The following is a 25,934-nucleotide window of genomic DNA, read 5'->3' as shown; positions in this document are numbered from 1 at the left end:
CGGTCAGCGGCCGGAGGTGAGGGCGTCGGCGTAGTCGGCGCGCAGCTTGCGCTTGTTGACCTTCCCGACGCCGGTCCGGTCGATCTCCGTCACGAAGCGGACCTCGTCCGGCAGCTGCCAGGTGGCGAAGCGCTCGGCGAGTGCGGCGAGGACGGCGTCCTGGTCGACGTCGGAGTCCTCGTCCCGCACCACGAGGGCCAGAGGACGCTCCTCCCACTGGGGGTGGGGGACGCCGATCACGGCGGCGTCGCGGACCCCGGGGACGGTCATGATGTGGTTCTCCAGGTCGATCGAGGAGATCCACTCGCCACCGGACTTGACCACGTCCTTCAGGCGGTCGGTGACCTTGAGGTAGCCCTCCGGGGAGAGGTAGCCCAGGTCCCCGGAGCGCCAGTAGCCCTCGTCGTCGAAGCCGGCCTCGGTGGCCTCGGCGTTGTCCGCGTAGGAGGTGGTCACCCAGGGCCCGCGCAGGCGGATCTCGCCCACGTTCTCCTCGCCGGGCGGCAGCAGCTCGCCCAGCGGGTCGGTGATCTTCACGTCCACCCCGACGACGACGAGGCCCTGGAACCGCTTGAGGTTCCACCGCTCATCCTCGGAGAGGGTGTCCATGAGGCTCGGCTTCATGCGGTTGAGGGAGACGATGGGCGAGGTCTCCGTGGCGCCGTAGGCGTGGATGACCTCCGCGCCGGTGAGCTCGTCGAAGCCGCGCATCATGGCCACGGGGGGCTCCGTCGCGCCGCACAGCAGGCGCACGCCGTCCATCCGTGGGGGCGTCTCGAGGGTGCGGAGGTGGTGGAGCATCGGCATGAGGATCGCGGGGGCTGCCGGGGCCACGGTGACGCCGTGGTCCACGAGGGTGGAGGTCAGCCACGGGGTGTCCGTGAGGTTGAACCGGCCCGGCAGCACCAGGCGCGCGCCCACGGCGACGGCGGCGAACGGCAGGCCCCAGCACTGCGCGTGGAACATGGGGGTCAGCAGCAGGGCGGTGTCCGCCATGGTCATGCCCAGGGTGGACACCACGGCGTGCGCGTGCAGCCAGGTGGCCCGGTGCGAGTAGAAGACGCCCTTGGGACGGCCGGTGGTGCCCGTGGTGTAGCAGGCGCCGGAGGCGGAGCGCTCACTCACGTTCGGCAGGTCCGCTGTCTCGAGCGGCTCCTGCCCGTCGAGGAGGGCCTCGTAGGAGAGGACGTCGCCGCGACCGGCCCAGTCGGCGGGGAGCTCGCCGTCGCCGGCCACGATCCAGCGGATGCCCCCGGGCAGGTGCGGTTCGAGCGCGGCGGCGAGCTCCAGGAGGGTCTCGTCCACGACGATCGTCCCCACCTGCGCGTGGGTGATCACGTAGGCCAGGTCCGTGGGCGCCAGGCGCAGATTGAGCTGCACCATGGTCGCGCCCAGCAGCGGGACGGAGAAGTAGGACTCGAGGTGGCGGACGTCGTTCCACAGCAGCAGGCCGACCCGGTCCCCCGGCCCGACGCCCTCGGCGCGCAGGGCCGCGGCCATGCGGCGCACCCGCTCCCACACGGCCGCGTAGGTGGTGGTCTGCCACCGGGAGCCGCCGCCGCGGGTGTGGATGATCTGCTGATCCCCGAAGGTCCGGGCGGCGTCCCGCAGGAGGCGAGTGGTGGTGAGCTGCTCGTCGTCGCCCATGGTGGACGGGGTGCCGAGGACGGTGTCGGTGGTCTGCATGGGTCCCCCTGGGAGGTGTGGTGGTCGCGGAGGCGGGCGGCAGTCGTCTGTGACATGCCTCACTGAGCTGATGTTGCACACTCAAGCACGATGTTGCACTAGCGTGCAAGAAGGGTGCGGGGGGCGTTTCGATCCCTGCCGTAGGGTTCAGCGAGCCCCCGCATCCTCATCTCCCGACCACGGGCCATCCCATCCGCCGACCCAGCCCCGAGGACCCGATGAACACCCCCCTGCCCTTCGACCAGGACGATCTCTCCTCCCCCGCGCGCCTGCGCCTGGCGGCCCTCGAGCTGTATGCCGAGCGGGGGGTCGAGATGGCCAGCGTCCGCGAGATAGCGCAACGGGCCGGCGTCGCCCCCGGGCTGGTGCGGCACCACTTCGGCAGCAAGGCGGGGCTGACCCGCGCCGTCGACGACGACGTGCTGCGCCTGATCGCCGCGACCCTCGACGAGGTCCCGCTCGTGGGCACCCCACAGGAGGTGTCCGCGGCCCGCGACGCGGCGTTCGCGGACCTGCTGGCCGACCACCCGGTGGTGGGGGCCTACGTGCGCCGCTCGCTGCTGGAGGCCGGCGGGGAGACCGAGTCCCTGCTGGAGCGCCTCGTGGACCTGACCACGGAACAGACCGAGCGCCTGCGCCGGTCCGGCTTCGCCCCGCGGCGCAGCATGCCGACGTCCGTGTTCGGCACCGTCATCCGGCAGATGGGGCACCTGATGGTCGACCCGTCGGCGGACCGCATCTGGCGCCGGATCGCCGAGACCCAGGAGGGCGCCGCCGAACAGGCGAGCCCGCGGGTGCGGCTCGTGGTGGATCCGCCGCGGTGAGCAGGATCGCCGCCCACCGCGGCGGCGTCCGCGTACGCCTGCGCCGCCCAGTCCTCGCTGACCCCGACGAGCTCCTCCGGGTCCTCCTGGGTGGCCACGACGCCGGCCCGCCCGTTCCGGGAACGCCTGCGGTCGGTATGAGCGCACTTTGCAGGCTCAGAGCGACCGCACGCGTTCCAGGTCCGCGGGCGCCCCGCCCCCACCCGCCCCCGCCCCCGCACGCGCCGTTTCCCGAACGAAAACGCGAGGTGGGGCGTAGCCTGGCCGCCATGACCACCGTGTTCTACGACGACCAGGGCCGCCCCGAGCCGCCCTTCGCCGCGGGCGAGGCCGCCACCCTGCTGGGCTTCCTCGACTTCCTGCGCGCCACGATCGAGTGGAAGACGGCGGACCTGGACACGGCCGCGCTGCACCGCCGGCTGCCGGGGCACCCGTCCGCGATGACGCTCGGCGGCCTGCTCAAGCACCTCGCGTTCGTCGAGTTCTGGTGGTTCGAGGCCGTCGCCCTCGGCGAGCCCACCTCGGCGCCCTGGGTGGGCGCGGACTTCGACGCGGACCCCGACTGGGACTGGCACAGCGCGGCGCAGGACTCCGCGGCGGACCTGCGCGCCCTCTGGCAGGGCCAGGTGGAGCGGTCCCGGCAGATCGTGGTGGACCTGCTCGCGGCGGACGGCGACGACGGCGCCGCGGCCCTGGCCCGCGCCCACCGGATCCGGGAGGGGCGCGACCCGGTCTCGCTGCGGTGGATCCTCACCCACATGATCGAGGAGTACGGCCGCCACGCCGGCCACGCCGACCTGCTGCGCGAGGGGATCGACGGCCAGACCGGCGAGTGAGCCCGCCCCACCCGCGGTCCCGCCTGCGGTCGCACCCGGGTTCATCCCCTCGTCGGATGCCCGGCCCCACGCCGGCTGGGTAGATTCTGTGCCATGGCCTCCCCCTCCCCTGCGTCCGCGCACCCGTCCGCCCCCGAGAGCGGGACGGGCCTGGGGTTCACCGGCGCGGCGGGGATCACCGGGCTCACCGCCGCCGAGGTCGCCGAGCGGGAGGCCGCGGGCCTGGTCAACGTCCAGTCGCGGGACACGTCCCGCTCGCTGGGGCAGATCCTGCGCGTGCACGTGTTCACGCTGTTCAACCTGGCGATCGCGCTGTGCGCCGTCGTCGTGATCCTGATGGGCCGCTGGCTGGACCTGCTGTTCTCGCTGGCGGCCGTGGCCAACGTGGTGATCGGCGTGGTCCAGGAGTACTCGGCCAAGCGGAAGCTGGACCGGATCGCGCTGCTGCACCAGGACGACGTCGTCGTCATCCGGGACGGGGCGCGCGTGCCCCTGCCGATGGCGCAGATCGTGCGGGACGACGTCGTGGTGCTGCGCCGCGGCGACCAGGTGCCCGTGGACGGCGAGGTCCTCGTCTCGGACGGCCTGGACATGGACGAGGCGCTGCTCACCGGGGAGAACGACCCCGTGCCCAAGACCCCCGGGGACGCCGTGCTCTCGGGCTCGGCCGTCGTGGCCGGCGCGGGCCTGGTGCGCGCGACGGCGGTGGGCTCGGCCTCGCACGCCGCCCGGCTCAGCGCCGAGGCCCGCCGCTACTCCGCCATCCGCTCGGAGCTGCGCGGCGCCCTGGAGAAGGTGGCCCGCTGGCTGACGATCGCCCTGGTGCCGATCATCGCGGTGATCGTGCACGGCCAGATGACGGCGGTCGGCGGCTGGGCCCTCGCCCTCTCCCAGCCGCGCGAGGCCGCCCTGGAGCCCGCGTTGATCGCGTCCGTGGCGGCGGTGACCAGCATGATCCCGCAGGGCCTGGCGCTCATGACGACCATCGCGTTCGCGGTGGCCGCGCTCAAGCTGGCCCAGCAGGAGGTCCTCATCCAGGAGCAGCCCGCCGTGGAGGTCCTGGCCCGCGTGGACACCGTCTGCCTGGACAAGACCGGCACCCTCACCGAGGGCGGCGTCCGGTTCGACCGGCTCGCCGCGCCCGCCTCGGCGGACGCGTCCCCGGACGCCCACGACGACGGCGCCCCGGCCGAGGTCGGCGATGGGCCTCGGGCCGTGCTCGCCTGGTTCGGCGCGGACCCGGACGTGAACCCCACCGCGGCGGCCCTGCGCGAGCCCTTCACGGCCGTCCCGGCGGTGGACCCCGTGGCCCAGGTGGCGTTCTCCTCCGCGCGCCGGTGGTCGGCGGTCGCGTTCGGCCCCGAGGCCGGGGCGGCGGCCGGCACGTGGCTGCTCGGTGCGCCCGAGGCCCTCGTGGACGAGCGGCTCCTCGGCCCCGATGCCGCCCAGGCCGTCCGCGCCCAGGTCCACGCCGACGCGGACGCCGGCCGCCGCGTGCTGCTGCTGGCCCGCACGGACGAGCCCCTGATCGGGGAGGCGCTGCCCGCCGGAGGCGTCCCGGTCGCCGTCGTGACGTTCCGCGAGAACGTGCGCCCGGACGCCGCCGAGACCCTCGACTACTTCCACGCGCAGGGCGTGCGGACCGTGGTGATCTCCGGGGACAGCCCGCGCACCGTGGCCGCCGTGGCGCGCGAGGTGGGTCTCGAGGTGGCGGGCCAGGCCTACGACGGGCGCACCCTGCCGGAGGACCCCGGCGCGCTCGCCGACGTGATGGCCGAGCACGACGTGTTCGGCCGCGTCAGCCCGGACCAGAAGAAGGCGATGGTGCAGGCGCTGCAGTCGCGCGGGCACGTGGTGGCCATGACCGGCGACGGCGTGAACGACGCCCTGGCCCTGAAGACCGCGGACCTGGGCATCGCCATGGGCAACGCGGCCCCGGCCACCAAGGCGGTGTCCCGGATGGTGCTCCTGGACGGGCGCTTCGACCGCCTGCCACGCGTGCTCGGCGAGGGCCGCCAGGTGATCGCCAACATGGAGCGGCTCGCCCACATCTACCTGACGAAGACGACGTACGCGCTGCTGTTCGGCGTGGTGTTCTCCCTGTTCGCGTGGCAGTTCCCGCTGCTGCCACGGCAGGCCTCCACCGTGGACTTCATCATGATCGGCGCACCCACGTTCTTCCTCGCCCTGCTGCCGAACCCGCGCCGCTACGTGCCCGGCTTCCTGGGGCGGGCGCTGCGGTTCGCGATCCCCTCCGGCGCGGTGATCCTGCTGTCCATGGTGACGTTGCAGACGTACGTGCGCCTCACCGCCGGCGACGTCGACCTGCCCCGCCAGCAGGCCGCCTTCATGATCACCCTGACCCTGCTGGGCCTGTGGGTGCTCAGCGTGATGTCCCGGCCGCTGAGCGCGCGCGTGGTGGTCCTCATCCTGGCGATGTACGCGGTGCTGGCCGCCGTCGTGCTGGTGCCGGCCTCCCGCTGGTACCACCAGATGGAGGTCCCGCCCACGGACGTGCTCGTGGCCGCGCTGGTGATCGCTGCCGTCGGGTGCGGACTGATCGAGGTCATCCACCAGGTGCACCGCCGCCACGTGGCGCGGGTGCTGGCCGCCGCGGGGGCCTGAGACCCCTCAGCGGCGGGCGCGACGCACGGCGGCCCGGTAGTCGAGCCACGTCCACACCAGCACGACGACGGCGACCAGCGGGTACGCGACGTCCCACGCGCTGAGCCGCTCCCCGGCCACCACGCCCGGGAGACGGGTGGCCAGGATGATCACCACGAACGCGGTGACCGCCCAGGCCCGCCGGCGAGGCGGCGGGCCCAGGCGTCGTCGTCGAGGGCGGCGGGGGGCTCTTCCACGGGCCGGCGGGCCGCCGGGAGCAGCCGGTGTGCGAGCCAGGCGAGGCCCGCGCAGACCGGGGCGACGGCGAGCAGCCAGAACGTGCTCCCGGTGAACAGGTGCGTCTGCGCGTTCACCTCGACGAGCCACCAGGCGAGCACCAGTACGAAGGCCAGGAGGGCGACGGCGGCCACCAGCGTGGCAGCCAGCCGCGGGACGCGGGCGAGGAGCCGCTCCCAGAGCACCATCACCGCCACCCCGGCCACACCCATCAGCACCGGGGCCAGCAGCAGCCCCCACGTGTAGTCGGTGGTGAGCCCATCCCGGAGCAGCCAGACCAGGCAGAACAGGACGGCGGTGCCGGCGGCGACCGTGAAGCCGACCACCGGCACATCGCGCCAGGTGGCGTCGGGTGCGGCGGGGTCGGGGTGGGGGCGGATGGTCATCGGTCGGGTCCCTCCTGTGTGCTCCGTTGCGGATCCCTGCCGGCGACCCTACGGCCCGGTCGAGCACGTCTGCGCATCGGGCGCCCTCCCTCGTGCCGGCGTCGGCGTCGCTCTACCGTGGGGGCATGGACTCCACGCTCTTCACCCGTTCGGCAGACCGCGCCGCCCACGACGACGTCAACTTCCGCACCCGCAAGTGGGTCAAGCCGGAGGACCTCAACGCGAACAACACCCTCTTCGGCGGCTCGCTGCTGCGCTGGGTCGACGAGGAGGCGGCCATCTACGCGACCCTGCAGCTGGGCAACCCGCGGTGCGTGACGAAGCTGATCTCGGAGATCAACTTCCTGGCCTCGGCGAAGCAGGGCGACATGATCGAGATGGGCCTGCGCGCCACCGAGTTCGGGCGCACGTCCCTGACCATGCGGGCGAAGGTGCGGAACATCGTGACCGGCGAAATGATCCTGACCATCGACAAGATCGTGTTCGTGTCCCTGGGCGAGGACGGCAAGCCCGTGCCCCACGGCTTCACCGAGATCACCTACGACCGCGACCGTCTGCCCCTGGACAACCCCCTCTGAGCCGGCCCGCCACCCCACGCGGGAGGGCGGGCGGCTCTAGTCGATGCCGCGGGCGGCCAGGGCGTCCCCGACGTCGTCGGCGTGCTTGAAGCTGAGCACCAGCAGCGGCAGCGCCCAGGCCCACGGCGCCATCCGCACCCCGCGGGCGGCCTGCGCATGCCGGATCTGCTCAGCCAGGGCGCGCAGGTGGCCGATCGAGGAGAGCACCAGGCCCATCGCCAGGCCCACGCGGTCGGCGCGGAACCCCGCCCGTGCCAGGCGTGGCCCCGCCCACGGGATCCGCTCGACCGGCCGCAGCACCGCCTCGGCCACCCCGGTCATGTCCGCGATCCGGGTGGTGCGCGTCAGCACCTGCGCGGTGAGCACGAGCCCGAGCACGCGCGCCACCATGAGTCCGGCGGCGAACGCGTCGGTGAAGATCCACTGCGCCGCGAACAGGACCACGTAGAACAGCCACAGAGCGCGCAGGTCGGAGGCGATCATCGCCGCACCGCGCCGCAGCCCGAAGCCCACGAGATACGCGGTCACGGCACCCACGACGGCGGCGCCCGCGGCCCACAGGGACAGCGGCAGCAGGGTCAGGGCCAGCACCCACACCGCGAACAGGCCCGTCTTGAGGCCGGCGCGGGCGTGGTGCAGGGGCGAGTCGCCGTGGATGTACAGGGAGAGCATCAGCGCAGCTCCGCCGCCACGGCGTGGTCCAGAAAGCGCTCGTACGCCTCGACCACGTCCTCGGCCGGGCCGGTCCGCTCCACACGGCCGCCGTGGATCCACACCGCCTCGTCGCACGCACGGGCCAGCTCGAGGTCGTGGGTCACCAGCAGCAGCTGGAACCCGTCCGGGGCCGAGGGGTCGGCGGCCAGCAGCCGGTCGGCCACGATCCGCCGGTGCCGGCCGTCCAGCAGGGAGGTCGGCTCGTCGGCGATCACCAGGGACGGCCCGGCGGTCAGCACCGAGCACATCGCCAGCCGCTGCGCCTGCCCCGAGGACAGGGACAGGCACGCCCGGTCCGCGAGCGCGGTGAGCCGGTGCTCCTCAAGCGCCGCGGCCACGCGCGCGGCGACGTCGTCCTTGGTCAGGCGGCGGCCGGCGTCGTCCCTGAGCGACTTCACGGTCAGCTCCACGTCCTCCCGGACGGTGGGCATGACCACCTGCGCGGCCGGGTTCGCGAACACGAAGCCGACGGTGCGGCGCAGCGCCTTCACGTCCCGGACGGCGTCCACCCCGTGCACGCTCACCTCCCCGGCGACGACGTCGGCCAGTCCGGCGATCGCGCGGGCCAGCGTGGACTTGCCGGAGCCGTTCTCCCCGATCACCGCCACGCGCGGGGCTGTGAGGGTGAGGTCCACGCCGTCGAGGAGCACGACGACGCCCTCGGGGCCGTCGGCCTCGACGCGGACGCCCGTGAGGGTGACGGAACGGTCCGGGCTCATCGGAAGGCGCGGGGGTAGGCCTTCCACAGGCCGACGATGAGGATGACGGCCACGACGAGCTTGATCAGGTCACCGGGCACGAACGGGGCCATGGAGAGGACGGCGGCGCCGAACTCCATCCCGGCGATCCCGACGAAGCCGAGCACGCCGAAGAAGTAGACCATCACGACGCCGCCGATCAGCCCGGCGACGGCCGCGCCGAGCGCGACCCGTCCGGCGCCGAGGCCGGGGCGGGCCCGGGAGGTGAGGGCCCAGAAGATCAGGCCGACGATCAGCGCGGACGGGATCCAGCCGAGGATGAAGCCGGCCGTCGGGCCGGCGAACACGCCCAGGCCGCCGCGGCCGCCGCTGAGCAGCGGCAGGCCGAGCGCCACGAGGCCGGCGAACAGCGCCATCGAGGCGGCCCCGCGCCACGGGCCGAGGATCACACCGGCCAGGATCACGGCGATGTTCTGCAGCACGATCGGGGCGGGCACACCGGCGACGGCGATCGGCGGCACCAGACCGAGGACGGCCATCAACGCGGTCATGACGGCGATGCGCGCGAGGCTGCCGCCGGCGGAACCGCGACGGGGGCGGCCGGCGTCGGTGGGGCGGTCCGCCGTCGTGGTGGCCGCGGGGCGGACGTGGCCGTCGTGGGACGAGGGCACGGAAGTGCTCATGGAGGGACTCCTGGTGCGGAAGCGAGTGCGAGGGGGCGCTCAGCCGAGGCGCGGGGCGCATGGCGAGTGCCCGACGAGTTGAACGTTGAACAGTGTTCAGGAGTCTACTGCAGGGGCGGAGGTGTGGGCGGCCGGGGTGCGTTCCCGGGGCGACACCGAGGCAGCGGTCGGCTTGGGCGTTGTGCTGACCGGCGATCAGCAGGAACGAGGTCTGCGGCCCGCCGAGCATCTCGCGGACCGCGGCCAGTACTGGCGAGCGGGGGCGTAAGGCGGGGTGGCCGGGCAGTCCGGGCAGGGCCATGGGGCGTGTCAGATGGTCTGTGTAAGCCGTACCGAGAGGAACGGTAAGAATCATGACCATGATCGACGAGAAGAACCCAGGCGAGCCCTCGGGCCAGGACCTGGTCGAGCAGCTGAAAGCCTCAGGGCAGCTTGATGCCCTGTTCGCGCAGATCGACGCGGGCGGCGTCGAGCTCACCGGTGACGGCGGGTTCGTGCCCGCGCTGGTCAAGGCCGCGCTCGAGCGGGGCCTGCAGGCCGAGCTGACCAGCCATCTGGGCTACGAGAAGGGCTCGAGCGAGGCGCTGAAGCACGCCAACTCCCGCAACGGGACCACCCCGAAGACCGTGGAGTCCGAGGTCGGGCCGATCGAGCTGGACGTCCCGCGAGACCGGGGCGGGTCGTTCACCCCGCGCCTGGTGCCCAAGGGCCAGCGGCGCCTCGGGGGCCTGGATGACATGATCATCAGCCTCTATGCCGGCGGAATGACGATCCGGGACATCCAGCACCACCTGGCCTCCACGATCGGCACGGACCTGTCGCACGAGACGATCTCCAACATCACCGACGCCGTGAGCGAAGAGGTCCTGGCGTGGCAGTCGCGGCCGCTGGAGGAGTTCTATCCGGTGATCTATCTCGACGCAATCCGGATCAAGATCCGAGAGAACAGCCAGGTCCTCAACCGTGCCGCCTACATCGCCGTCGGCGTGGACCTCGAGGGCATCAAGCACGTGCTGGGGATCTGGGTCCAGGACACCGAGGGCTCGGCGTTCTGGGCCCACGTCTGCGCCGATCTCGCCAACCGGGGCGTGCAGGACGTGCTGATCGTGTGCTGCGACGGGCTCAAGGGCCTGCCGGAGGCGATCGAGGCGACGTGGCCGGACTCGATGGTCCAGACCTGCGTGGTTCACCTGATCCGGGCCGCGATGCGGTTCGTGGCCTACCAGGACCGCAAGAAGGTCGCCGCCGCGCTGAAGCCGATCTACACCGCCCCCAACGAAGAGACCGCGAGGAAGGCGCTGGCCGAGTTCGAGGCCTCCGAGCTCGGCACGAAGTACCCGTCTGCAGCCGCGACCTGGGCGAACTCCTGGGAGCGGTTCATCCCGTTCCTGCAGTTCCCACCCATGCTCCGCAAGGTCATCTACACGACCAACAGCATCGAGTCGCTGAACTTCCAGCTACGGAAGGTGACCAAGAACCGCGGCCACTTCCCCTCGACCGAGGCGGCGGTGAAGCTGCTCTGGCTGGCGATCTGCAACATCGAAGACAAACGCGCCGCCGAACGCGCTCGGGACCGGGGCAAACCCGCCGGCCAGCGCAAAGCCCAGGGCCGGCTCGTCGAAGGTCAGGCCGTCACGAACTGGAAGCAGGCCCTCGCCCAGCTCGCCGCGGCCTACCCCGACCGGATCAACCCCTACCTGTGACCACCCCGCTTACACAGACAAGTTGACACGCCCGGGCCATGACGTCTCGTGACCGGCCGGGCCCTGACCTCATTCCCCAGCATCCGCACCGACCTGCGCAACGCCGGCGTGAACGTGGTGGACCAAGAGGCCGCCCGAGACGGGAACCTGGCCACCAGCCGCTCACCCGATGACCTCTGCCTTCTGTTCCGCCGTGGTGGTACCGTCCAGCCCACCGGCGCCGGAAACCGCTCCTGAGCAGCCCGGTACGCCACATGGCACAGGCGGGGCTGACTACCGGCTCGACACCCGGCACCTCGGTACCCGCAACCCTCCTATAAGCCAGCACCGGCCGGGGACGCGCCGGCCCTTCGAGGATCTCAGCCCACGTCCCACCTCAGGACAACCAGAAGGAAGTGATCGCGGATGCGACGGATGACGCTGCCGAGCGGGGAGTCCATCCCTGTGCTGGGCCAGGGCACCTGGGGCTGGGGTGAGGACCCCGGCCGCCGCGGCGACGAGGTCGCCGCGCTGCACGCCGGCCTCGAGCTGGGCATGACGCTGGTCGACACCGCCGAGATGTACGCCGACGGCGGCGCGGAGGAGGTGGTCGGTGAAGCATTGGCGGGTCGCCGCGACGAGGCGTTCGTGGTCAGCAAGGTCCTGCCGTCCCACGCCTCCCGTTCCGGCACGATCGCGGCCTGCGAACGCAGCCTGAAACGCCTGGGCACCGATCGGATCGACCTCTACCTGCTGCACTGGCAGGGCCGGTACCCGCTGGAGGACACCGTCGCGGCCTTCCACCAGCTCGTCGAGGACGGGAAAATCCGATACTGGGGCGTCAGCAACTTCGACCACCGGGCCCTCGCCGAGCTGCAGGACGTGCCGGGCAGCAGCGGGCTGGCCACGGATCAGGTGCTGTACAACCTGTCGCGGCGAGGACCGGAGTACGACCTCCTGCCGTGGTGCGCCGACCACCAGCTGCCGGTCATGGCGTACTCGCCGATCGAGCAGGGCCGCATCCTTGACGACACGACGCTGAACGACGTCGCGGCCCGTCACAGCGTCAGCCCCGCGGCGGCGGCCCTTGCCTGGGTGCTGCGCCGCGACTCGCTCTGCACGATCCCCAAGGCGAGCAGCCCGCAGCACGTGCGCGACAACGCCACAGCACTGGACGTGCAGCTGACCCGCGAAGACCTGGATGCTCTGGACCGTGCGTTTCCGCCCCCGAGCGGACCGCGACCACTGGAAATGCTGTGACCCTGCCCAAGGGCGCAGCCCGGTCGGTCCGGGCGGTCCGGGCAGTCCGGGCAGCGCTCCGGTCAGCGCAAGTCTCCGAAGGACCTGCCTGTCACCTCCTCCTGAACCTGTGCACGCCATCCATCGACTCCTTTCCTCGAGCCCTGTCGGGTTCGCGGTAGGCGCTGATCATCCGCTGGCAGGTCCCCCAAGTGGCCTCGAGCCGGGCCCTCTGCTTGTCGGTGAGCAACCCGGTTCCGGCGTGCAGGGTTCGACGGGCGGAGTAGAGCGGGTCGCCCGTGCGGCCGCGGTGGCCATGCAGGTCCTGCTGGACCCGGCGGTGGCAGCGGACCAACGCGTCGCCGGCTAACCGGACTGCGAGCGACCGGCGTTGTGGACGCAGACGACCTGGACACTGGGCCGTGCGGTCAGGAGGATCTCCAAAGTCGGCGGCGGGGGTTCAGGCGATGTCGAGGAAGGAACGGAGCTCGGCGAAGGCCGACGGCACGACGGAGTAGTGCGCCCAGCGGCCCTTCTGCTCGCGCGTGAGCAGGCCAGCGTCGACGAGCTTCTTCATGTGGTGACTCACGGTCGGCTGGCTGATGCCCAGCGGCTCGGTGAGATCACAGGCGCAGACCGAATTGCAGCCCTGAGCAGCGACATGGGACAGAAGCCGGAGACGGGTCGGGTCGGAAAGCGCCTTGAGCAAGGACGCGATCCTCTCGGCCTCGACGCTGTCGACGGGCCCCGCTGAGAGCCTGCAGCACTCCTCAGGGCCGTTCATCGTCTCGAGCCCGGCAGCTGTGATCGCGGTCGTCGTGGACATGCCCCCACCTTACATTGACAGTCATCGATGTGAAGCATAGCGTTCGCATCGATATCCGTCGATGGAAGGTTCGGCCCCCCTCATGAGTACGACCACCAAGGATGTGGAGCAGCCCCGCGTGATGAAGGAGATGTCCTTCCTCGATCGCTGGCTCCCGGTGTGGATCCTGGCCGCCATGGCAGTGGGTCTCCTGCTGGGGCGGTTCATCCCCGGCCTGAACACCGCGCTGGAGGCGGTGAAGATCGGATCCGTGTCCCTGCCCATTGCGATCGGACTGTTGGTGATGATGTACCCGGTCCTGGCGAAGGTCCGCTACGACGAGACCCGGCGTATCGGCGCGGACCGACGCCTGCTGGTGACCTCGCTGGTGCTGAACTGGATCGTCGGCCCGGCACTCATGTTCGCCCTGGCCTGGATCTTCCTGGCCGACCTTCCGGAGTACCGCACCGGCCTGATCATCGTCGGGCTCGCACGCTGCATCGCGATGGTCCTCATCTGGAACGACCTCGCCTGCGGTGACCGAGAAGCAGCCGCGGTGCTGGTCGCGATCAACTCCGTCTTCCAGGTGATCGCCTTCGGTGCCCTGGGCTGGTTCTACCTCCAGGCGCTGCCGTCCTGGCTGGGGCTGCCGACCACGTCGGCCGAGTTCTCGATCGGTGCGATCGTCCTCAGCGTGCTGATCTTCCTCGGGATCCCGCTGGTCGCAGGGTTCCTGACCCGCATCCTCGGTGAGCGAGCCAAGGGCCGGACCTGGTACGAGGAGCGGTTCCTCCCGAAGATCGGTCCCTGGGCGCTGTACGGGCTGCTGTTCACCATCGTGCTGCTGTTCGCCCTCCAGGGCGACGCGATCATCTCCGCACCGGGAGACGTGGCCCGCATCGCCCTGCCGCTGCTGGTCTACTTCGTCGTCATGTTCCTGGGGTCCTTCCTGCTCGGCCGCGCGATCGGCCTCGACTACGCGAAGTCCACGACCGTCGCGTTCACGGCCTCGGGCAACAACTTCGAGCTCGCCATCGCCGTCGCCATCGGCACCTTCGGAGTCACCTCCGGCCAGGCCCTCGCCGGCGTCGTCGGCCCGCTGATCGAAGTCCCCGTCCTCGTCGCCCTCGTCTACGTCGCCCTCGCTATGGGGCGGCGCCTGTTCCCCGGCGACACCACCGCCCCCACCCGATGACCCCACAGAAGGATCCCCTCGCCATGACCACGAAGCGCCCTTCAGTCCTGTTCGTCTGCGTGAAGAACGGCGGCAAGTCCCAGATGGCCGCCGCCCTCATGCGCCATCACGCCGGGGATGAGGTCGACGTGCATTCCGCCGGCACCCGCCCGGGCACCGCCATCAACGCCCAGTCCGCGGAGGCGATCGCCGAGGTCGGCGCGGACATGTCCTCCGCCGTCCCGCAGCCGGTCACCCCCGAGCTGCTGCGAAGCGTCGACCACGTGATCGTCATCGGCGACGAAGCCGTCATCAAACCCGTCGAGGGCATGACCGCGCCGGTCACGACCTGGCACACCGATGAGCCCTCTCAGCGCGGCATCGAAGGGATGGAGCGGATGCGCTTGGTCCGCGACGACATCGACACCCACGTCCGCAAGCTCCTGACCGACCTCACCGGCACCGCGAACTGACCGCCCCGCAGCAAGGAGACTCATCATCTTGACCACCGCAACGAACTCACATCCCATTGTCGTCATCGGCGCTGGCCCCATCGGCCTTGCCGCCGCTGCCCACCTCTCTGAGCGCGGCCTGCCGTTCCTGATCCTCGAGGCCGGGACCGCGGCAGGAGCCGCGATCGCCGAGTGGGGGCACACGCGGCTCTTCTCGCCGTGGCAGTACAGCCTCGACGCCGCCGCACAGCGTCTCCTCGAAGCTGCCGGCTGGACCGCACCCGACGCCGACGTTCTCCCGACCGGTCACGAACTGCGCGAGCATTACCTCGAACCGCTCGCGCAGCTTCCCCAGCTCGCCGAGTCGATCCGCTGCGGGGCGCGGGTCACCGCCGTCTCCCGCGCCGGCATCGACAAGACCCGCACCGCACGCCGCGAGGAGACCCCCTTCCTCGTCCGGATCCAGACCACCGACGGGCACAGCGAAGACGTGCTCGCCTCCGCGGTCATCGACGCCTCCGGCACCTGGTCCACGCCCAACCCCCTCGGACAGGCCGGGCTCCTTGCTCCCGGCGAGCAGCAGGCCCGCGCCGCGGGCCACATCACCGCGCCGCTGCCTGACGTGCAGGGCCGCGACCGTGACCGCTTCGCCGGCAAGCGAGTCATGGTGACCGGTGCCGGCCACTCAGCCGCCAATACCCTGCTGGACCTCGCAGGCCTGGAGGCCGACACCACCATCATTTGGGCCGCTCGCACCGCAGACCTCACCCGCGTCTACGGGGGCGGCGACCAGGACGAACTCGCAGCCCGAGGAGCGCTCGGCTCGCGACTGCGCCAGCTGGTCGACTCCGGACGCATCGAGGTCCTCACCTCCTTCACCATCACTCGCTTCAGAGCCGACGACACGTTGACCGTCCACGCTGTGACCCCGGACGGGGAGCGAGAAGTGAGCGTCGATGTGCTGGTGCCCGCCACCGGGTTCCGCCCTGATCTCGGAATGCTCTCCGAACTCCGCCTGGCCCTGGACCCGGCCGTCGAAGCACCGTCCCAGCTGGGGCCGCTGATCGATCCCGAGTTCCACTCCTGCGGATCCGTCGAGCCTCACGGTGAGCGAGTCCTCGCCCACCCGGAGACGAACTTCTACATCGTGGGGATGAAGAGCTACGGCCGCGCCCCCACCTTCCTCATGGCCACCGGCTACGAACAGGTCCGCTCCATCGCAGCAGCCCTGGCCGGCGACCGCAAAGCAGCCGACGCAGTCCACCTCGAACTACCCGAGACCGGCGTATGCACCACCGACCTCGGCGGCAGCTGCGACGCCCCAGCCCCAGCCGGCGACGCCTGCTGCAGCAGCCCGCAACTGATCGAGCTCTCCGTCGGCCGATGAGCAAACAGCGGGACGGCACGACGTTCTGTGCCGCCCCGCTGGGGTATAGCTTTACGAGGCGACACTGTAAGTTCAGCTCATACTGTATAGTTCAGTGAATGCTGACTATTGCCTCTCGTGTTGACGTGATGAACCGGCTGGGCCGAGCGATGGCCGACCCCACCCGGTCGCGGATCCTGATGACCTTGCTGGAACGGCCGGCCTACCCGGCCGAACTGGCGCGGGACTTGGGGCTGACCCGGTCGAACGTGTCGAACCACCTGGCGTGCTTGCGGGACTGCGGGATCGCGGTCGCCGTGGCCGAGGGCCGCCAGACCCGGTACGAGATCGCCGATGCACACCTGGCGCGGGCGCTGACTGCTCTGGTCGAGGTCACCCTCGCGGTGGATGAGAGTGCCCCGTGCCTGGACCCGGCCTGCTCCGTGCCCGGCTGCTGCGAGAAGGGGGTGGGCGCGTGACCCTGTCCTCAGCCCTCCAGGCGATCGGTCTGTTCCTGGTTACCAACATCGACGACCTCATCGTGCTATCCCTGTTCTTCGGCCGCGGTGCGGGCCAGCGTGGGACCACCGTCCGAATCCTGGTCGGCCAGTACCTCGGTTTCGCCGGCATCCTGGGTGCGGCAGTGCTCGTGTCCTTAGGCGCGGGCGTGTTCTTGCCCCCGGAGGTCATCCCCTACTTCGGGCTCATCCCGCTGGGCCTGGGATTGTGGGCGGCCTGGCAGACCTGGCGCGGGGACGACGACGACGATGATGACGAGGCCAAGATCGAGGGCAAGAACGTCGCCGCCTGGACCGTGGCCGGGGTGACCTTCGCCAACGGCGGGGACAACATCGGCGTCTACGTCCCGGTCTTCCTCAGCGTCGGCCCGGGGGCCGTGGTCGCGTACTGTGTCGTGTTCCTGGTGCTGGTCGCGGGGCTGGTGGGCCTGGCCAAGTTCGTCGCCACCCGCCGCCCGATCGCCGAGGTGTTGGAGCGCTGGGAGCACATCCTGTTCCCCATCGTGCTGATCGGCCTGGGTGTCTTCATCCTCATCAGCGGCGGGGCCTTCGGCCTCTGACCGCGTTCGCCCTCGGCCACGGAAGGCCCGCACCCCGCCGACCCGGACGCCACACGGCCACCGGGCCGGCGGGGTGCGTTCGGTCCTAGACGGGGGTGGTGAAGGTGCCGGCCAGGTTCTGCAGCTGGTACATCCACAGCATCCACAGCCCGGAGACCATCAAGACGCCCACGAGCACGAGCAGACAGCCGCCGATGATGTTGAAGACCCGGATGTTGCGGCGGATGTAGCTCAGGGCGGTGGTGACCCAGTTGATGCCGGCCGCGGCCAGCAGGAAGGGGATGCCCAGCCCCAGGCAGTAGAGGAAGCCCAGCAGGGCCCCGCGCCAGGGGTCCCCGGTGGTGGTGCTCAGCGCCAGCACGGCGCTGAGGGTCGGGCCCATGCAGGGGGTCCAGCCCAGGCCGAACACCACCCCGAGCAGTGGGGCCCCGGCCAGCCCGGTCCGCGGTGCCAGGGTGGGCTTGAGCGTGCGCTGGAAAAGGGAGAACTTGCCGACCATGACCAGGCCCATAACGATCACCAGGACGCCCAGGACGCGGATCATCGGGTCCTGCCAGCGCACCAGCCAGTGACCGATCGTGCCGAAGGCGGCCCCGTAGAGGGTGAAGACCGCGGCGAAGCCCAGGATGAACAGCCCGACCCCGGTCAGCACCCGGCGGCGGTTGTCCGGATGTGTGGGGTTGGACAGTCCGGAGACGTAGCCCAGATAACCGGGCACCAGCGGCAGGATGCACGGGGACAGAAACGAGACGATCCCTGCGATCATCGCCAGCGGGGCGGCGATGAGCAGAGCCCCGGAGTTCACGGTCTCGGCGAAGTAGTTCCCGATGCTCACACCGAGCCCCTTCTCCTGCCGTCCGACAATGGGACGGGCAGGAGCCGGGATGGTTCGGTCAGCGGGACATCAGAGTGGGGCACGGTTGCGCGGACCTCCTGGGATCGGGCCATGGTGCCGGCCGCTTGCCGGGCGGCACCCCGACAAGGGTACACGTTATGCTGTACCGTTCTAGGCATGAGCACCACGACCCTCACTCATGTCTCGGCGTTGTCCCGACTGGGCCATGCCCTCTCTGATGACACCCGGACCCGGATCCTGCTGGCCCTACGTGATGGGCCGGCCCGCCCGTCGGCGCTGGCCGGGGAGCTGGGGGTGTCCAAGCAGGTGATGTCCAACCAGTTGGCCTGCCTGCGCGGCTGCGGGCTGGTGACCACTACCGCCGAGGGCCGCAACGTCTGGTACGCCCTGGCCGACCCCCGGCTGGGCCAGACCCTTGGGGAGCTGCTGGAGTTGACGCTGACCATCGACCCGGATTGCTGCTCCGCTGCGGGATGCACCTGCGCATGAGCACCCTCACGCTGAGCTCCAAGCCCCTCACGGACGACCGCCGTGCGGTCCTGCACCGCCGGATCCGCTGGATCGTGGCCGGAACCATCACCTACAACGTGATCGAGGCGGCCATCGCCCTGGCCGCCGGCACCGTGGCCTCGTCCTCCGCGTTGATCGGCTTCGGCTTGGACTCCATCGTGGAGGTCCTCTCCGCCGCCGCGGTGGCCTGGCAGTTCGCCACCCCGGACCCGCACCGCCGGGAGAAGGTGGCGCTGCGCCTGATCGCCTTCTCCTTCTTCGGCTTGGCCGCCTTCATCACCGTCGACGCCGTGCGCACCCTGTTCGGGGCCGGGCAACCGGAGCATTCCACGGTGGGGATCGTGCTGGCCGCCGTGAGCTTGGCCATCATGCCGTTCCTGTCCTGGTTCGAGCGGCGCACTGGCCGCGAACTCGGGTCCGCCTCCGCGGTGGCCGACTCCAAACAGACCCTGATCTGCACCTACCTCTCGGCGGTCCTGCTGGTGGGCCTGGTCCTCAACAGCACCCTGGGCTGGACCTGGGCCGACCCAGTCGCGGCCCTGGTGATCGCCGCCGTCGCCCTCAAGGAAGGGGTGGAGGCCTGGCGCGGGGATGCCTGCTGCACCCCCGCCTCCGCGCTGATCGCCGGGGACCAGAACGAGAAGGACGGCGATGGCTGCGGGGCGGATTGCGCCTGCTGTGCGCATTGAGCGTGCCTTCAGTATCGCCGGACAGGATGGTGACGTTCAGCTGATGATTCATCGAGTGGAAGAGACCCTGGTATGAGCGGACACGATCATTCCCATGCTCTTCCGGCGGCGGGCCGGCGGGGCCGGCTGGCCGTGGTCTTCTCCATCACCGCGACGATCATGGTCGCCGAGGTCATCGGCGCGCTGGCTTCGGGCGTGTCAGATGGTCTGTGTAAGCCGTACCGAGAGGAACGGTAAGAATCATGACCATGATCGACGAGAAGAACCCAGGCGAGCCCTCGGGCCAGGACCTGGTCGAGCAGCTGAAAGCCTCAGGGCAGCTTGATTCCCTATTCGCGCAGATCGACGCGGGCGGCGTCGAGCTCACCGGTGACGGCGGGTTCGTGCCCGCGCTGGTCAAGGCCGCGCTCGAGCGGGGCCTGCAGGCCGAGCTGACCAGCCATCTGGGCTACGAGAAGGGCTCGAGCGAGGCGCCGAAGCACGCCAACTCCCGCAACGGGACCACCCCGAAGACCGTGGAGTCCGAGGTCGGGCCGATCGAGCTGGACGTCCCGCGAGACCGGGGCGGGTCGTTCACCCCGCGCCTGGTGCCCAAGGGCCAGCGGCGCCTCGGGGGCCTGGATGACATGATCATCAGCCTCTATGCCGGCGGAATGACGATCCGGGACATCCAGCACCACCTGGCCTCCACGATCGGCACGGACCTGTCGCACGAGACGATCTCCAACATCACCGACGCCGTGAGCGAAGAGGTCCTGGCGTGGCAGTCGCGGCCGCTGGAGGAGTTCTATCCGGTGATCTATCTCGACGCAATCCGGATCAAGATCCGAGAGAACAGCCAGGTCCTCAACCGTGCCGCCTACATCGCCGTCGGCGTGGACCTCGAGGGCATCAAGCACGTGCTGGGGATCTGGGTCCAGGACACCGAGGGCTCGGCGTTCTGGGCCCACGTCTGCGCCGATCTCGCCAACCGGGGCGTGCAGGACGTGCTGATCGTGTGCTGCGACGGGCTCAAGGGCCTGCCGGAGGCGATCGAGGCGACGTGGCCGGACTCGATGGTCCAGACCTGCGTGGTTCACCTGATCCGGGCCGCGATGCGGTTCGTGGCCTACCAGGACCGCAAGAAGGTCGCCGCCGCGCTGAAGCCGATCTACACCGCCCCCAACGAAGAGACCGCGAGGAAGGCGCTGGCCGAGTTCGAGGCCTCCGAGCTCGGCACGAAGTACCCGTCTGCAGCCGCGACCTGGGCGAACTCCTGGGAGCGGTTCATCCCGTTCCTGCAGTTCCCACCCATGCTCCGCAAGGTCATCTACACGACCAACAGCATCGAGTCGCTGAACTTCCAGCTACGGAAGGTGACCAAGAACCGCGGCCACTTCCCCTCGACCGAGGCGGCGGTGAAGCTGCTCTGGCTGGCGATCTGCAACATCGAAGACAAACGCGCCGCCGAACGCGCTCGGGACCGGGGCAAACCCGCCGGCCAGCGCAAAGCCCAGGGCCGGCTCGTCGAAGGTCAGGCCGTCACGAACTGGAAGCAGGCCCTCGCCCAGCTCGCCGCGGCCTACCCCGACCGGATCAACCCCTACCTGTGACCACCCCGCTTACACAGACAAGTTGACACGCCCGAGACGAGCGGACCTCTCCCGCAGGATGGAAGTTCCTCAACAACCCACCTGCCAGAAGAGACCCGCTCATGACTCACGCTAACGCACCCCTGACCCCCACTGGCCGTCTCAGGATGGTCCAACGCCACCTGCACGACGGGATCCCGCAGGCACACGTGGCAGCCGAGTTCCGGGTGAGCCGGCCCACGGTGGCCACCTGGGTGGCCCGCTACCGCGCCCAGGGAGAAGCCGGCCTTCAGGACCTGCCCAGCCGGCCGCACCGTTCACCTGCCCAGCTCGATCCGGTCTTGGTCGCCCAGATCCACGCCCTGCGGCGGGAGCGCAAGTGGTCCGCACGGCGCATCCATCACCACCTCGTCTCCGAGGGCCACCGGGTGTGTCTTCGTACCGTGGGACGGTGGCTGCACCGGGCCGGGATCTCCCGCCTACGGGACCTGACCCCGGCCGGAGAAGACCTGCGCCAACGACCCCAGAAGATCACCGCGAGAGGGCCGGGGCACATGGTGCACCTGGATGTGAAGAAGATCGGGAAGATCCCAGACGGGGGCGGCTGGCGCACCCACGGACGTGAAAGTGAAGCAGGCCGTGCTTCCAAGCGCGGGCCTGGCCGGCGGGTCGGCTACACCTACCTGCACTCGGCGATCGACGGGTTCACCCGCCTGGCGTACACCGAGGCGTTGGAGGACGAGCGGGCGGCCACGACCGTGAGCTTCTACTGCCGGGCGAGGGCGTTCTTCGCCGCCCACGGCATCACCGTGGACCGGGTGATCACGGACAACGGAAACAACTACCGGGCCGTGGACTTCACCGCGAAGGTGGTCTCGCTCGGAGGCCGGCACCACCGGATCCGCCCCTACACCCCGCGCCATAACGGGAAGGTGGAGAGGTACAACCGGCTGATGGTCGATGAGGTCCTCTACGCCCGCCCGTACTCCTCAGAGCAAGCTCGGCGTGAGGCCCTGACGGTGTGGGTGAACCACTACAACTACCATCGGCCTCATACCTCCTGCGGAGACGCTCCTCCGGCCTCACTGGCACCGACCCGAGTCAACAACGTCATGCCCTCCTACACCTAGGCCCCACTCCTACTCGGGCCTCACCTGACCCCGCTCCGGCACCACCACCGCGGCCGAAGTCGCCGACGTTTGATCGCCTCGATGAAGGGAAATTCGCTATGCCGCCGATCGACCAGTGGGTCACGTTCGAACCCCTCACCGGCTCACCCGTCGGCATCGCCGCTCTGCTGTTCGCGGCACTGTATCTGCGAGGAGCGATCTGGATGTGGCGAAACAGGCGCCGTTGGGCGATCGCCCGCACAGCATCGTTCCTGATCGGGTGCGCCCTGATCTTCGCTATCACGATGTTCGGTGTGAACCGTCTCGCGACGGAATCCATCACAGCGCTGGTGTTCCAGCAGATCACCCTGCTGACCGTCGTTCCGCCGCTCCTCATCGCAGGGTCACCCGGGCTGCTGCTCCTGCGCAGCACACCGCACACCGGCCTCGGGCGTCTCGTGCTCCGTGCCGCGCACGGGGGACTGCGCTCACGATTCTGGAGCGCCGCACTGCACCCTGTGGTCGCCATCGTCATTGCGATACTGCTGTACCCGGTCCTCTACCTGACCGACGCGATCAGCGTCATCATGCGCATCCCCTTCGGCCAGGACGCCTTGCTCTTCGTCATCCTCGTCCTCGGCATCGTCTCGGCAACACCGCTATGGTCCTCCGATCCGCTACCGCGCCAACCCTCCTTCGCCGCACGATTCGTCGATATCGCCGTCGAGATCCAGATCCACGCCATTTTCGGCCTGATCCTGCTCCGTACCGCCACACCGCTGTTCAGCGCATACGCCACCCCCACAGGCAGCCATGACCCCGTCATCGACCAGGCGATCGCCGGCACGCTGGTATGGACCTACGCGGAGCTGCCGATGTTCGTAGTGCTCATCGTCTGCCTGTCCCGCTGGCGAGCCCGCGACGTGCGCACCTCGAGACAGCGACAGAAAGCCGAGGACGCCGAACTCGACTCTTACAACGAGTACCTCGCCAGCCTCTCCCGAAGACGGAACGAGAGCTAGGGCATGTCTGACAATCGTTTGGACCACGCGAGCACAGCGTTCAACACCACGGCGGCCCGGTAGACGATCGCGTACTTGTCGTACCGGGTCGCCAGGCCCCGCCATTGCTTCAGGTGCGCGTACTGGCGCTCGATCACGTTCCGGCCCTTGTAAGCCTGCGAGTCCAGGCCCACGGGACGGCCACCGGCCGAGCCGCGGCGCCTGCGGTGGCCCTGCTGATCCGCCGGCTCGGGGATCACGGCTTTGATCCGGCGGGCACGCAGGTGGGTGCGGATCGCCCGGGAGGAGTACGCCTTGTCGCCCAGCACCGCCTCGGGGCGGGTCCGGGGCCGCCCTACCGGCCGTGCCACGCGCAGCCGCCCCAGCAGCGGCAGCAGCATCGGGGAGTCCCCGGCTTGGCCGGGGGTGATCAGGCTGACCAGCGGCAGCCCGGTCCCATCGACGAGCTGATGGATCTTCGTGCTCAGCCCTCCCCGGGAGCGCCCGATGCCGTGATCGGCCGGCTCCTCATGCAGATTCCTGTAGTTCGACCCATCCCCCTGTGTAAGCGGCCATGAAAAGCTGCCCATAGGTGGCCAGGGAATGACCCGCTGACGGCCATGAGGACTGCCCAGTGATGGCCACGGGAACTGCCCGGTGCTGGCCATCTGGTTTGCCCGCGTTGCTCGTTGCCCGCCGCGTCGTGAGCCGGCGGGGGCCTCCTCCCCGGGTTGGATATCGGTGTCGAATCGAATCCAGCGAGGAAGAGGCCCTGAATGAAGGATGCCGCAGAAACCATGAAAATACTCAGTGCCTATGACCTGACCAAGTCATTGCGGGGCGCCGCCGAGCTGGCCGGTTGCTCCCATCACACCGTGGCCCGGCTGGTGCGGGCCCGCGACGCCGGCCAGACCCCTGGATCCGGAGCCAGCCGCCCGAAGGTCACCGATGTCTGGCTGCCCAAGATCGAGGAATGGGTCGAGGCCTCCACGGGCAGGATCCGCGCCGATGTCGTGCACGCCAAGCTCACCGCAATGGGCTACACCGGCTCTGAGCGCTCCACCCGGCGGGCGGTGGCCGAGGTGAAGGCCGCCTGGCGGGCCGGGAAGCGCCGGGTGCACCGGCCCTGGATCACCGAGCCGGGCGCATGGCTGCAGTACGACTTCGGCGATGGGCCGGCGATCGACGGGGCCAAGACGGTGCTGTTCGTGGCCTGGCTGGCCTGGTCCCGCTACCGGATCGTCATCGCCCTGCGTGATAGGACGGCTCCGAGTGTGTTCGCCGCCCTGGACCGGTGCTTCCGGCTGATCGGGGGCGCGCCGACCTATGTGCTGACGGATAACGAGAAGACAGTGACGGTCTCTCATGTGGCCGGGGTGCCGGTGCGTAACCAGGCCACCGTGGCGTTTGCTCGGCATTACGGCGTGGAGGTGCTGACCTGCCAGCCAGCGGATCCGGCCGCCAAGGGCGGGGTGGAGAACGCGGTGAAGCTGGCCAAGGCCGACCTGGTCCCGAAGGACACCAACCTGCGGGACCAGTACGCCTCGTTCGCTGAGCTCGAGGCCGCCTGCGCGGGGTTCATGGCCATGGTGAACTCCCGGGAGCACCGGGTGACCCGGCGCCGCCCGGACCACATGCTCGCCGAGGAGACCAGCGCGTTGCATCGGATCCCCGCCACGGCGCACACCGTGGCCTACGGGGTGGGACGGAAGGTGCCGGAGAACACGCCGATGGTCTCCTTCGAAAACGCCCAGTACTCGGTGCCCGCGCACCTGCTCGGGGCCGAGGTGTTCGTGCGCCATCACGGCACCGGACCGGACTCGATGGTGGTGATCATGCACGCCGGTGCGCAGGGGCCGGTGGAGGTCGCCCGGCACCGGGTGGCCCGGCCCGGGTCCCCGGCCATCGACGACGCGCACTTCCCCGGCCACGAGACGGACAAGGTGCCCGGGGACTACACCCCGGTGCCCCGTTCGGCGGCGGAGGCCGAGTTCCTGGCCATCGGGGCCGGAGCGAGGACCTGGCTGGTGGAGGCCGCCGCGGCCGGCACCAGCCGGATCGGTCAGAAGATGGCCGAGGCCGTCACCCTGGCCAAGCTCGCCGGCACCGACCAGGTCGACCGCGCCCTCGGGGTGGCCGCGGTGCACCAGCGCTTCGCCCACGGCGACCTGGCCTCCCTGCTCACCGCCGCCGGCCACCGCACCGGGATGCACACCGCCACCGAGGAACGGTCCCTGACCCAGGGCACCGCCGGCTGGGCCGGCCTCGGTACCTCCAACACCGAGGGGGCAGCCCGGTGAGCATCCACACCCCGAACACCGCCGCACCGGCGCTGCCGGCCGATTTGGAGGCGCTGTTGCGGCAGCTGAAGATGCCCCACGCCCGCGGTATCGCCGCCGAGGTACTGGCCACCGCCCGGGCCCAACGCTGGGAGCCGGCCGAGGTCCTCAAGGCCCTGCTGGTCGAGGAGACCACCGGTCGGGCCCGATCCATGCTCGCCGCCCGGCGCAAGGCCGCCGGGTTCCCCACCGGCAAGACCTTCACGACCTGGGATCCGGGCGCCTCCTCGATCCCGGCCCCGACCCAGCAGTCCCTGCGCACCCTGGAATGGCTCTCGCGCAGAGAGAACCTCGTGGTCTGCGGGCCCTCCGGCACCGGCAAGACCTTCTTCCTCGAGGCCCTGGGCCAGCAGGCCGTGGAGGAGGGCAAGCGGGTGGCCTGGTTCACCCTGGAGGACCTCGGGGCGATGATCCGGGCCCACCGGCCCGATGACACCATCACCAAAGCCGTCGCCCGAATCCTGCGCGCCGACCTGATCGTCATCGACGACATCGGCCTGCTGCCGGTCGCCGACGATGCCGCCGAGGGCCTCTACCGCATCGTGGACGCCGCCTACGAGAAACGCTCCGTAGCGATCAGCTCGAACCTGCACCCGGCCGGCTTCGACGAGCTGATGCCCAAGACCCTGGCCACCGCCACCGTGGACCGGCTCCTGCACCACGCCCACGTGTGCCAGACCACCGGAGACTCCGTACGGATGACCCAGGCAATGGCCGGGAAGGGAGTCATGCCACTGAACTGATCCCATCACGGTGG

The 25,934-nt window shown here is 70.3% G+C and carries 26 protein-coding genes and 3 pseudogenes; 19 read left to right on the top strand and 10 right to left on the bottom strand.

All coding sequences use genetic code 11. The annotated features are described in order from the left end of the window. Positions 1 to 3 precede the first annotated feature (3 nt). Positions 4 to 1,686 carry a long-chain-fatty-acid--CoA ligase gene (locus OVA32_RS02950; protein WP_113914455.1) on the bottom strand — a complete coding sequence of 561 codons (1,683 nt, stop codon included), beginning with the start codon at positions 1,684 to 1,686 and terminating at the stop codon, positions 4 to 6. Between the two features lie 218 nt (positions 1,687 to 1,904). On the opposite strand from OVA32_RS02950, the gene OVA32_RS02945 reads away from it, so the two are divergent. From OVA32_RS02945 to OVA32_RS02935, 3 genes are all read left to right on the top strand, one after another. After that, the gene (locus OVA32_RS02945) at positions 1,905 to 2,510 is read left to right on the top strand and encodes a TetR/AcrR family transcriptional regulator (protein WP_044658732.1); all 606 of its coding nucleotides are present in this window, start codon (positions 1,905 to 1,907) and stop codon (positions 2,508 to 2,510) included. A 269-nt stretch (positions 2,511 to 2,779) separates the two neighbouring features. Continuing rightward, positions 2,780 to 3,346, top strand: a complete 567-nt coding sequence (locus tag OVA32_RS02940; protein ID WP_010080071.1) for a DinB family protein — start codon at positions 2,780 to 2,782, stop codon at positions 3,344 to 3,346. Between the two features lie 93 nt (positions 3,347 to 3,439). Next, entirely contained in the window at positions 3,440 to 5,971 is a 2,532-nt protein-coding gene (locus tag OVA32_RS02935; protein WP_210079079.1) for an HAD-IC family P-type ATPase, read from the top strand. Between the two features lie 6 nt (positions 5,972 to 5,977). Here OVA32_RS02935 and OVA32_RS02930 read toward each other — a convergent pair whose 3' ends face one another. Both OVA32_RS02930 and OVA32_RS02925 read right to left on the bottom strand, forming a co-directional pair. Continuing rightward, complete coding sequence (locus tag OVA32_RS02930) at positions 5,978 to 6,124, bottom strand: hypothetical protein (protein WP_267715134.1); 147 nt, start codon at positions 6,122 to 6,124, stop codon at positions 5,978 to 5,980. Next, on the bottom strand, positions 6,121 to 6,633 hold the full coding sequence (locus OVA32_RS02925; RefSeq protein WP_210079080.1) for a hypothetical protein: 513 nt from the start codon (positions 6,631 to 6,633) through the stop codon (positions 6,121 to 6,123). Before OVA32_RS02925 ends, OVA32_RS02930 begins: the two co-directional genes overlap by 4 nt. A 125-nt stretch (positions 6,634 to 6,758) precedes the next feature. Here OVA32_RS02925 and OVA32_RS02920 point away from each other — a divergent pair, with 125 nt between their 5' ends. Then, positions 6,759 to 7,211, top strand: a complete 453-nt coding sequence (locus OVA32_RS02920) for an acyl-CoA thioesterase (protein ID WP_049147545.1) — start codon at positions 6,759 to 6,761, stop codon at positions 7,209 to 7,211. Positions 7,212 to 7,247: 36 nt separating this feature from the next. On the opposite strand, the gene OVA32_RS02915 is transcribed toward OVA32_RS02920, so the two are convergent. From OVA32_RS02915 to OVA32_RS02905, 3 genes are read right to left on the bottom strand one after another with little or no spacing between them, the layout of a single operon-like run. Further along, positions 7,248 to 7,883 carry a CbiQ family ECF transporter T component gene (locus OVA32_RS02915; RefSeq protein WP_044658729.1) on the bottom strand — a complete coding sequence of 212 codons (636 nt, stop codon included), beginning with the start codon at positions 7,881 to 7,883 and terminating at the stop codon, positions 7,248 to 7,250. After that, positions 7,883 to 8,644, bottom strand: a complete 762-nt coding sequence (locus OVA32_RS02910; protein ID WP_044658728.1) for an energy-coupling factor ABC transporter ATP-binding protein — start codon at positions 8,642 to 8,644, stop codon at positions 7,883 to 7,885. Before OVA32_RS02910 ends, OVA32_RS02915 begins: the two co-directional genes overlap by 1 nt. Continuing rightward, a complete protein-coding gene (locus OVA32_RS02905; RefSeq protein ID WP_044658727.1) occupies positions 8,641 to 9,306 on the bottom strand; it encodes a biotin transporter BioY in 666 nt (221 codons plus the stop codon). The genes OVA32_RS02910 and OVA32_RS02905 overlap by 4 nt, the downstream gene beginning before the upstream one ends. Positions 9,307 to 9,665: 359 nt before the next feature. On the opposite strand from OVA32_RS02905, the gene OVA32_RS02900 reads away from it, so the two are divergent. From OVA32_RS02900 to OVA32_RS02890, 3 genes and pseudogenes are all read left to right on the top strand, one after another. Beyond that, positions 9,666 to 11,009, top strand: coding sequence for an IS256-like element ISMlu11 family transposase (locus tag OVA32_RS02900; protein ID WP_104307161.1), 1,344 nt, complete (start codon positions 9,666 to 9,668; stop codon positions 11,007 to 11,009). Between the two features lie 45 nt (positions 11,010 to 11,054). Beyond that, positions 11,055 to 11,246 (top strand): annotated as a pseudogene (locus OVA32_RS02895) (DJ-1/PfpI family protein); the annotation flags it as partial. A gap of 177 nt (positions 11,247 to 11,423) precedes the next feature. Beyond that, positions 11,424 to 12,248 (top strand): aldo/keto reductase, encoded by an 825-nt coding sequence (locus OVA32_RS02890; RefSeq protein WP_233437106.1) that lies wholly within the window; start codon positions 11,424 to 11,426, stop codon positions 12,246 to 12,248. 118 nt (positions 12,249 to 12,366) lie between these two features. Here the strand turns inward: OVA32_RS02890 and OVA32_RS02885 are convergent. Then, positions 12,367 to 12,603: pseudogene (locus tag OVA32_RS02885) on the bottom strand (ISL3 family transposase); the annotation flags it as partial. Between the two features lie 84 nt (positions 12,604 to 12,687). Next, a complete protein-coding gene (locus tag OVA32_RS02880) occupies positions 12,688 to 13,053 on the bottom strand; it encodes an ArsR/SmtB family transcription factor (protein ID WP_044658723.1) in 366 nt (121 codons plus the stop codon). Between the two features lie 82 nt (positions 13,054 to 13,135). Between OVA32_RS02880 and arsB the strand changes: the two genes are divergently transcribed. The 5 genes from arsB (at position 13,136) to OVA32_RS02855 (ending at position 17,102) form a co-directional block, all read left to right on the top strand. Continuing rightward, positions 13,136 to 14,227: an ACR3 family arsenite efflux transporter gene (gene arsB, locus OVA32_RS02875; protein WP_036381392.1), complete on the top strand. Its 1,092-nt coding sequence runs from the start codon at positions 13,136 to 13,138 to the stop codon at positions 14,225 to 14,227. A gap of 23 nt (positions 14,228 to 14,250) precedes the next feature. After that, a complete protein-coding gene (locus tag OVA32_RS02870) occupies positions 14,251 to 14,679 on the top strand; it encodes a low molecular weight phosphatase family protein (protein WP_002855764.1) in 429 nt (142 codons plus the stop codon). Between the two features lie 28 nt (positions 14,680 to 14,707). Next, on the top strand, positions 14,708 to 16,045 hold the full coding sequence (locus OVA32_RS02865; protein ID WP_153043221.1) for an FAD-dependent oxidoreductase: 1,338 nt from the start codon (positions 14,708 to 14,710) through the stop codon (positions 16,043 to 16,045). Positions 16,046 to 16,143: 98 nt separating this feature from the next. Continuing rightward, positions 16,144 to 16,503, top strand: a complete 360-nt coding sequence (gene cmtR / locus OVA32_RS02860) for a Cd(II)/Pb(II)-sensing metalloregulatory transcriptional regulator CmtR (protein WP_041102738.1) — start codon at positions 16,144 to 16,146, stop codon at positions 16,501 to 16,503. After that, entirely contained in the window at positions 16,500 to 17,102 is a 603-nt protein-coding gene (locus OVA32_RS02855) for a cadmium resistance transporter (RefSeq protein WP_041102739.1), read from the top strand. The genes cmtR and OVA32_RS02855 overlap by 4 nt, the downstream gene beginning before the upstream one ends. An 85-nt stretch (positions 17,103 to 17,187) precedes the next feature. Here OVA32_RS02855 and OVA32_RS02850 read toward each other — a convergent pair whose 3' ends face one another. Beyond that, positions 17,188 to 17,937: a cytochrome c biogenesis CcdA family protein gene (locus tag OVA32_RS02850; protein ID WP_041102740.1), complete on the bottom strand. Its 750-nt coding sequence runs from the start codon at positions 17,935 to 17,937 to the stop codon at positions 17,188 to 17,190. Between the two features lie 177 nt (positions 17,938 to 18,114). Between OVA32_RS02850 and OVA32_RS02845 the strand changes: the two genes are divergently transcribed. The 5 genes from OVA32_RS02845 (at position 18,115) to OVA32_RS02825 (ending at position 22,859) form a co-directional block, all read left to right on the top strand. Beyond that, entirely contained in the window at positions 18,115 to 18,447 is a 333-nt protein-coding gene (locus tag OVA32_RS02845) for an ArsR/SmtB family transcription factor (protein ID WP_020628509.1), read from the top strand. After that, on the top strand, positions 18,444 to 19,157 hold the full coding sequence (locus OVA32_RS02840; protein ID WP_036317504.1) for a cation diffusion facilitator family transporter: 714 nt from the start codon (positions 18,444 to 18,446) through the stop codon (positions 19,155 to 19,157). The genes OVA32_RS02845 and OVA32_RS02840 overlap by 4 nt, the downstream gene beginning before the upstream one ends. 248 nt (positions 19,158 to 19,405) lie before the next feature. Beyond that, entirely contained in the window at positions 19,406 to 20,749 is a 1,344-nt protein-coding gene (locus tag OVA32_RS02835; RefSeq protein WP_042752856.1) for an IS256-like element ISMlu11 family transposase, read from the top strand. Between the two features lie 101 nt (positions 20,750 to 20,850). Continuing rightward, positions 20,851 to 21,858, top strand: coding sequence for an IS481 family transposase (locus tag OVA32_RS02830; RefSeq protein ID WP_135019828.1), 1,008 nt, complete (start codon positions 20,851 to 20,853; stop codon positions 21,856 to 21,858). Between the two features lie 98 nt (positions 21,859 to 21,956). Then, on the top strand, positions 21,957 to 22,859 hold the full coding sequence (locus OVA32_RS02825; protein WP_036317477.1) for a cytochrome c oxidase assembly protein: 903 nt from the start codon (positions 21,957 to 21,959) through the stop codon (positions 22,857 to 22,859). On the opposite strand, the pseudogene OVA32_RS02820 reads toward OVA32_RS02825, so the two are convergent. Further along, a pseudogene (locus OVA32_RS02820) lies at positions 22,856 to 23,398 on the bottom strand (IS5 family transposase); the annotation flags it as partial. The gene OVA32_RS02825 and the pseudogene OVA32_RS02820 sit on opposite strands and share 4 nt — an antisense overlap. A gap of 216 nt (positions 23,399 to 23,614) precedes the next feature. Between OVA32_RS02820 and OVA32_RS02815 the strand changes: the two are divergent. Both OVA32_RS02815 and istB read left to right on the top strand, forming a co-directional pair. Further along, positions 23,615 to 25,138, top strand: a complete 1,524-nt coding sequence (locus OVA32_RS02815; RefSeq protein WP_031943827.1) for an IS21-like element ISMlu14 family transposase — start codon at positions 23,615 to 23,617, stop codon at positions 25,136 to 25,138. After that, positions 25,135 to 25,920 (top strand): IS21-like element helper ATPase IstB, encoded by a 786-nt coding sequence (gene istB, locus OVA32_RS02810; RefSeq protein WP_010078636.1) that lies wholly within the window; start codon positions 25,135 to 25,137, stop codon positions 25,918 to 25,920. Before OVA32_RS02815 ends, istB begins: the two co-directional genes overlap by 4 nt. The last annotated feature ends 14 nt before the right edge of the window (positions 25,921 to 25,934 follow it).

This window comes from Micrococcus sp. SL257 (assembly GCF_026625585.1).
In the GTDB taxonomy this organism is placed as follows: Bacteria; Actinomycetota; Actinomycetes; order Actinomycetales; family Micrococcaceae; genus Micrococcus; species Micrococcus luteus.
The sequence above is the reverse complement of the archived record's forward strand: the minus strand, read 5'-3'. Positions and strand labels throughout refer to the sequence as shown.

What these genes read in the sequence shown, in the direction of transcription:
- OVA32_RS02935 (WP_210079079.1), top strand. Translation starts at nt 3,440, where the DNA reads ATGGCCTCCCCCTCCCCTGCGTCCGCGCACCCGTCCGCCCCCGAGAGC.
- OVA32_RS02840 (WP_036317504.1), top strand. Translation starts at nt 18,444, where the DNA reads ATGAGCACCCTCACGCTGAGCTCCAAGCCCCTCACGGACGACCGCCGT.
- OVA32_RS02945 (WP_044658732.1), top strand. Translation starts at nt 1,905, where the DNA reads ATGAACACCCCCCTGCCCTTCGACCAGGACGATCTCTCCTCCCCCGCG.
- OVA32_RS02830 (WP_135019828.1), top strand. Translation starts at nt 20,851, where the DNA reads ATGACTCACGCTAACGCACCCCTGACCCCCACTGGCCGTCTCAGGATG.
- OVA32_RS02920 (WP_049147545.1), top strand. Translation starts at nt 6,759, where the DNA reads ATGGACTCCACGCTCTTCACCCGTTCGGCAGACCGCGCCGCCCACGAC.
- OVA32_RS02835 (WP_042752856.1), top strand. Translation starts at nt 19,406, where the DNA reads ATGATCGACGAGAAGAACCCAGGCGAGCCCTCGGGCCAGGACCTGGTC.
- arsB (WP_036381392.1), top strand. Translation starts at nt 13,136, where the DNA reads ATGAGTACGACCACCAAGGATGTGGAGCAGCCCCGCGTGATGAAGGAG.
- OVA32_RS02845 (WP_020628509.1), top strand. Translation starts at nt 18,115, where the DNA reads ATGAGCACCACGACCCTCACTCATGTCTCGGCGTTGTCCCGACTGGGC.
- OVA32_RS02925 (WP_210079080.1), bottom strand. Translation starts at nt 6,633, where the DNA reads ATGACCATCCGCCCCCACCCCGACCCCGCCGCACCCGACGCCACCTGG.
- OVA32_RS02880 (WP_044658723.1), bottom strand. Translation starts at nt 13,053, where the DNA reads ATGTCCACGACGACCGCGATCACAGCTGCCGGGCTCGAGACGATGAAC.
- OVA32_RS02940 (WP_010080071.1), top strand. Translation starts at nt 2,780, where the DNA reads ATGACCACCGTGTTCTACGACGACCAGGGCCGCCCCGAGCCGCCCTTC.
- OVA32_RS02815 (WP_031943827.1), top strand. Translation starts at nt 23,615, where the DNA reads ATGAAGGATGCCGCAGAAACCATGAAAATACTCAGTGCCTATGACCTG.
- OVA32_RS02950 (WP_113914455.1), bottom strand. Translation starts at nt 1,686, where the DNA reads ATGCAGACCACCGACACCGTCCTCGGCACCCCGTCCACCATGGGCGAC.
- cmtR (WP_041102738.1), top strand. Translation starts at nt 16,144, where the DNA reads ATGCTGACTATTGCCTCTCGTGTTGACGTGATGAACCGGCTGGGCCGA.
- OVA32_RS02890 (WP_233437106.1), top strand. Translation starts at nt 11,424, where the DNA reads ATGACGCTGCCGAGCGGGGAGTCCATCCCTGTGCTGGGCCAGGGCACC.
- OVA32_RS02825 (WP_036317477.1), top strand. Translation starts at nt 21,957, where the DNA reads ATGCCGCCGATCGACCAGTGGGTCACGTTCGAACCCCTCACCGGCTCA.
- OVA32_RS02900 (WP_104307161.1), top strand. Translation starts at nt 9,666, where the DNA reads ATGATCGACGAGAAGAACCCAGGCGAGCCCTCGGGCCAGGACCTGGTC.
- OVA32_RS02915 (WP_044658729.1), bottom strand. Translation starts at nt 7,883, where the DNA reads ATGCTCTCCCTGTACATCCACGGCGACTCGCCCCTGCACCACGCCCGC.
- OVA32_RS02910 (WP_044658728.1), bottom strand. Translation starts at nt 8,644, where the DNA reads ATGAGCCCGGACCGTTCCGTCACCCTCACGGGCGTCCGCGTCGAGGCC.
- OVA32_RS02870 (WP_002855764.1), top strand. Translation starts at nt 14,251, where the DNA reads ATGACCACGAAGCGCCCTTCAGTCCTGTTCGTCTGCGTGAAGAACGGC.
- OVA32_RS02905 (WP_044658727.1), bottom strand. Translation starts at nt 9,306, where the DNA reads ATGAGCACTTCCGTGCCCTCGTCCCACGACGGCCACGTCCGCCCCGCG.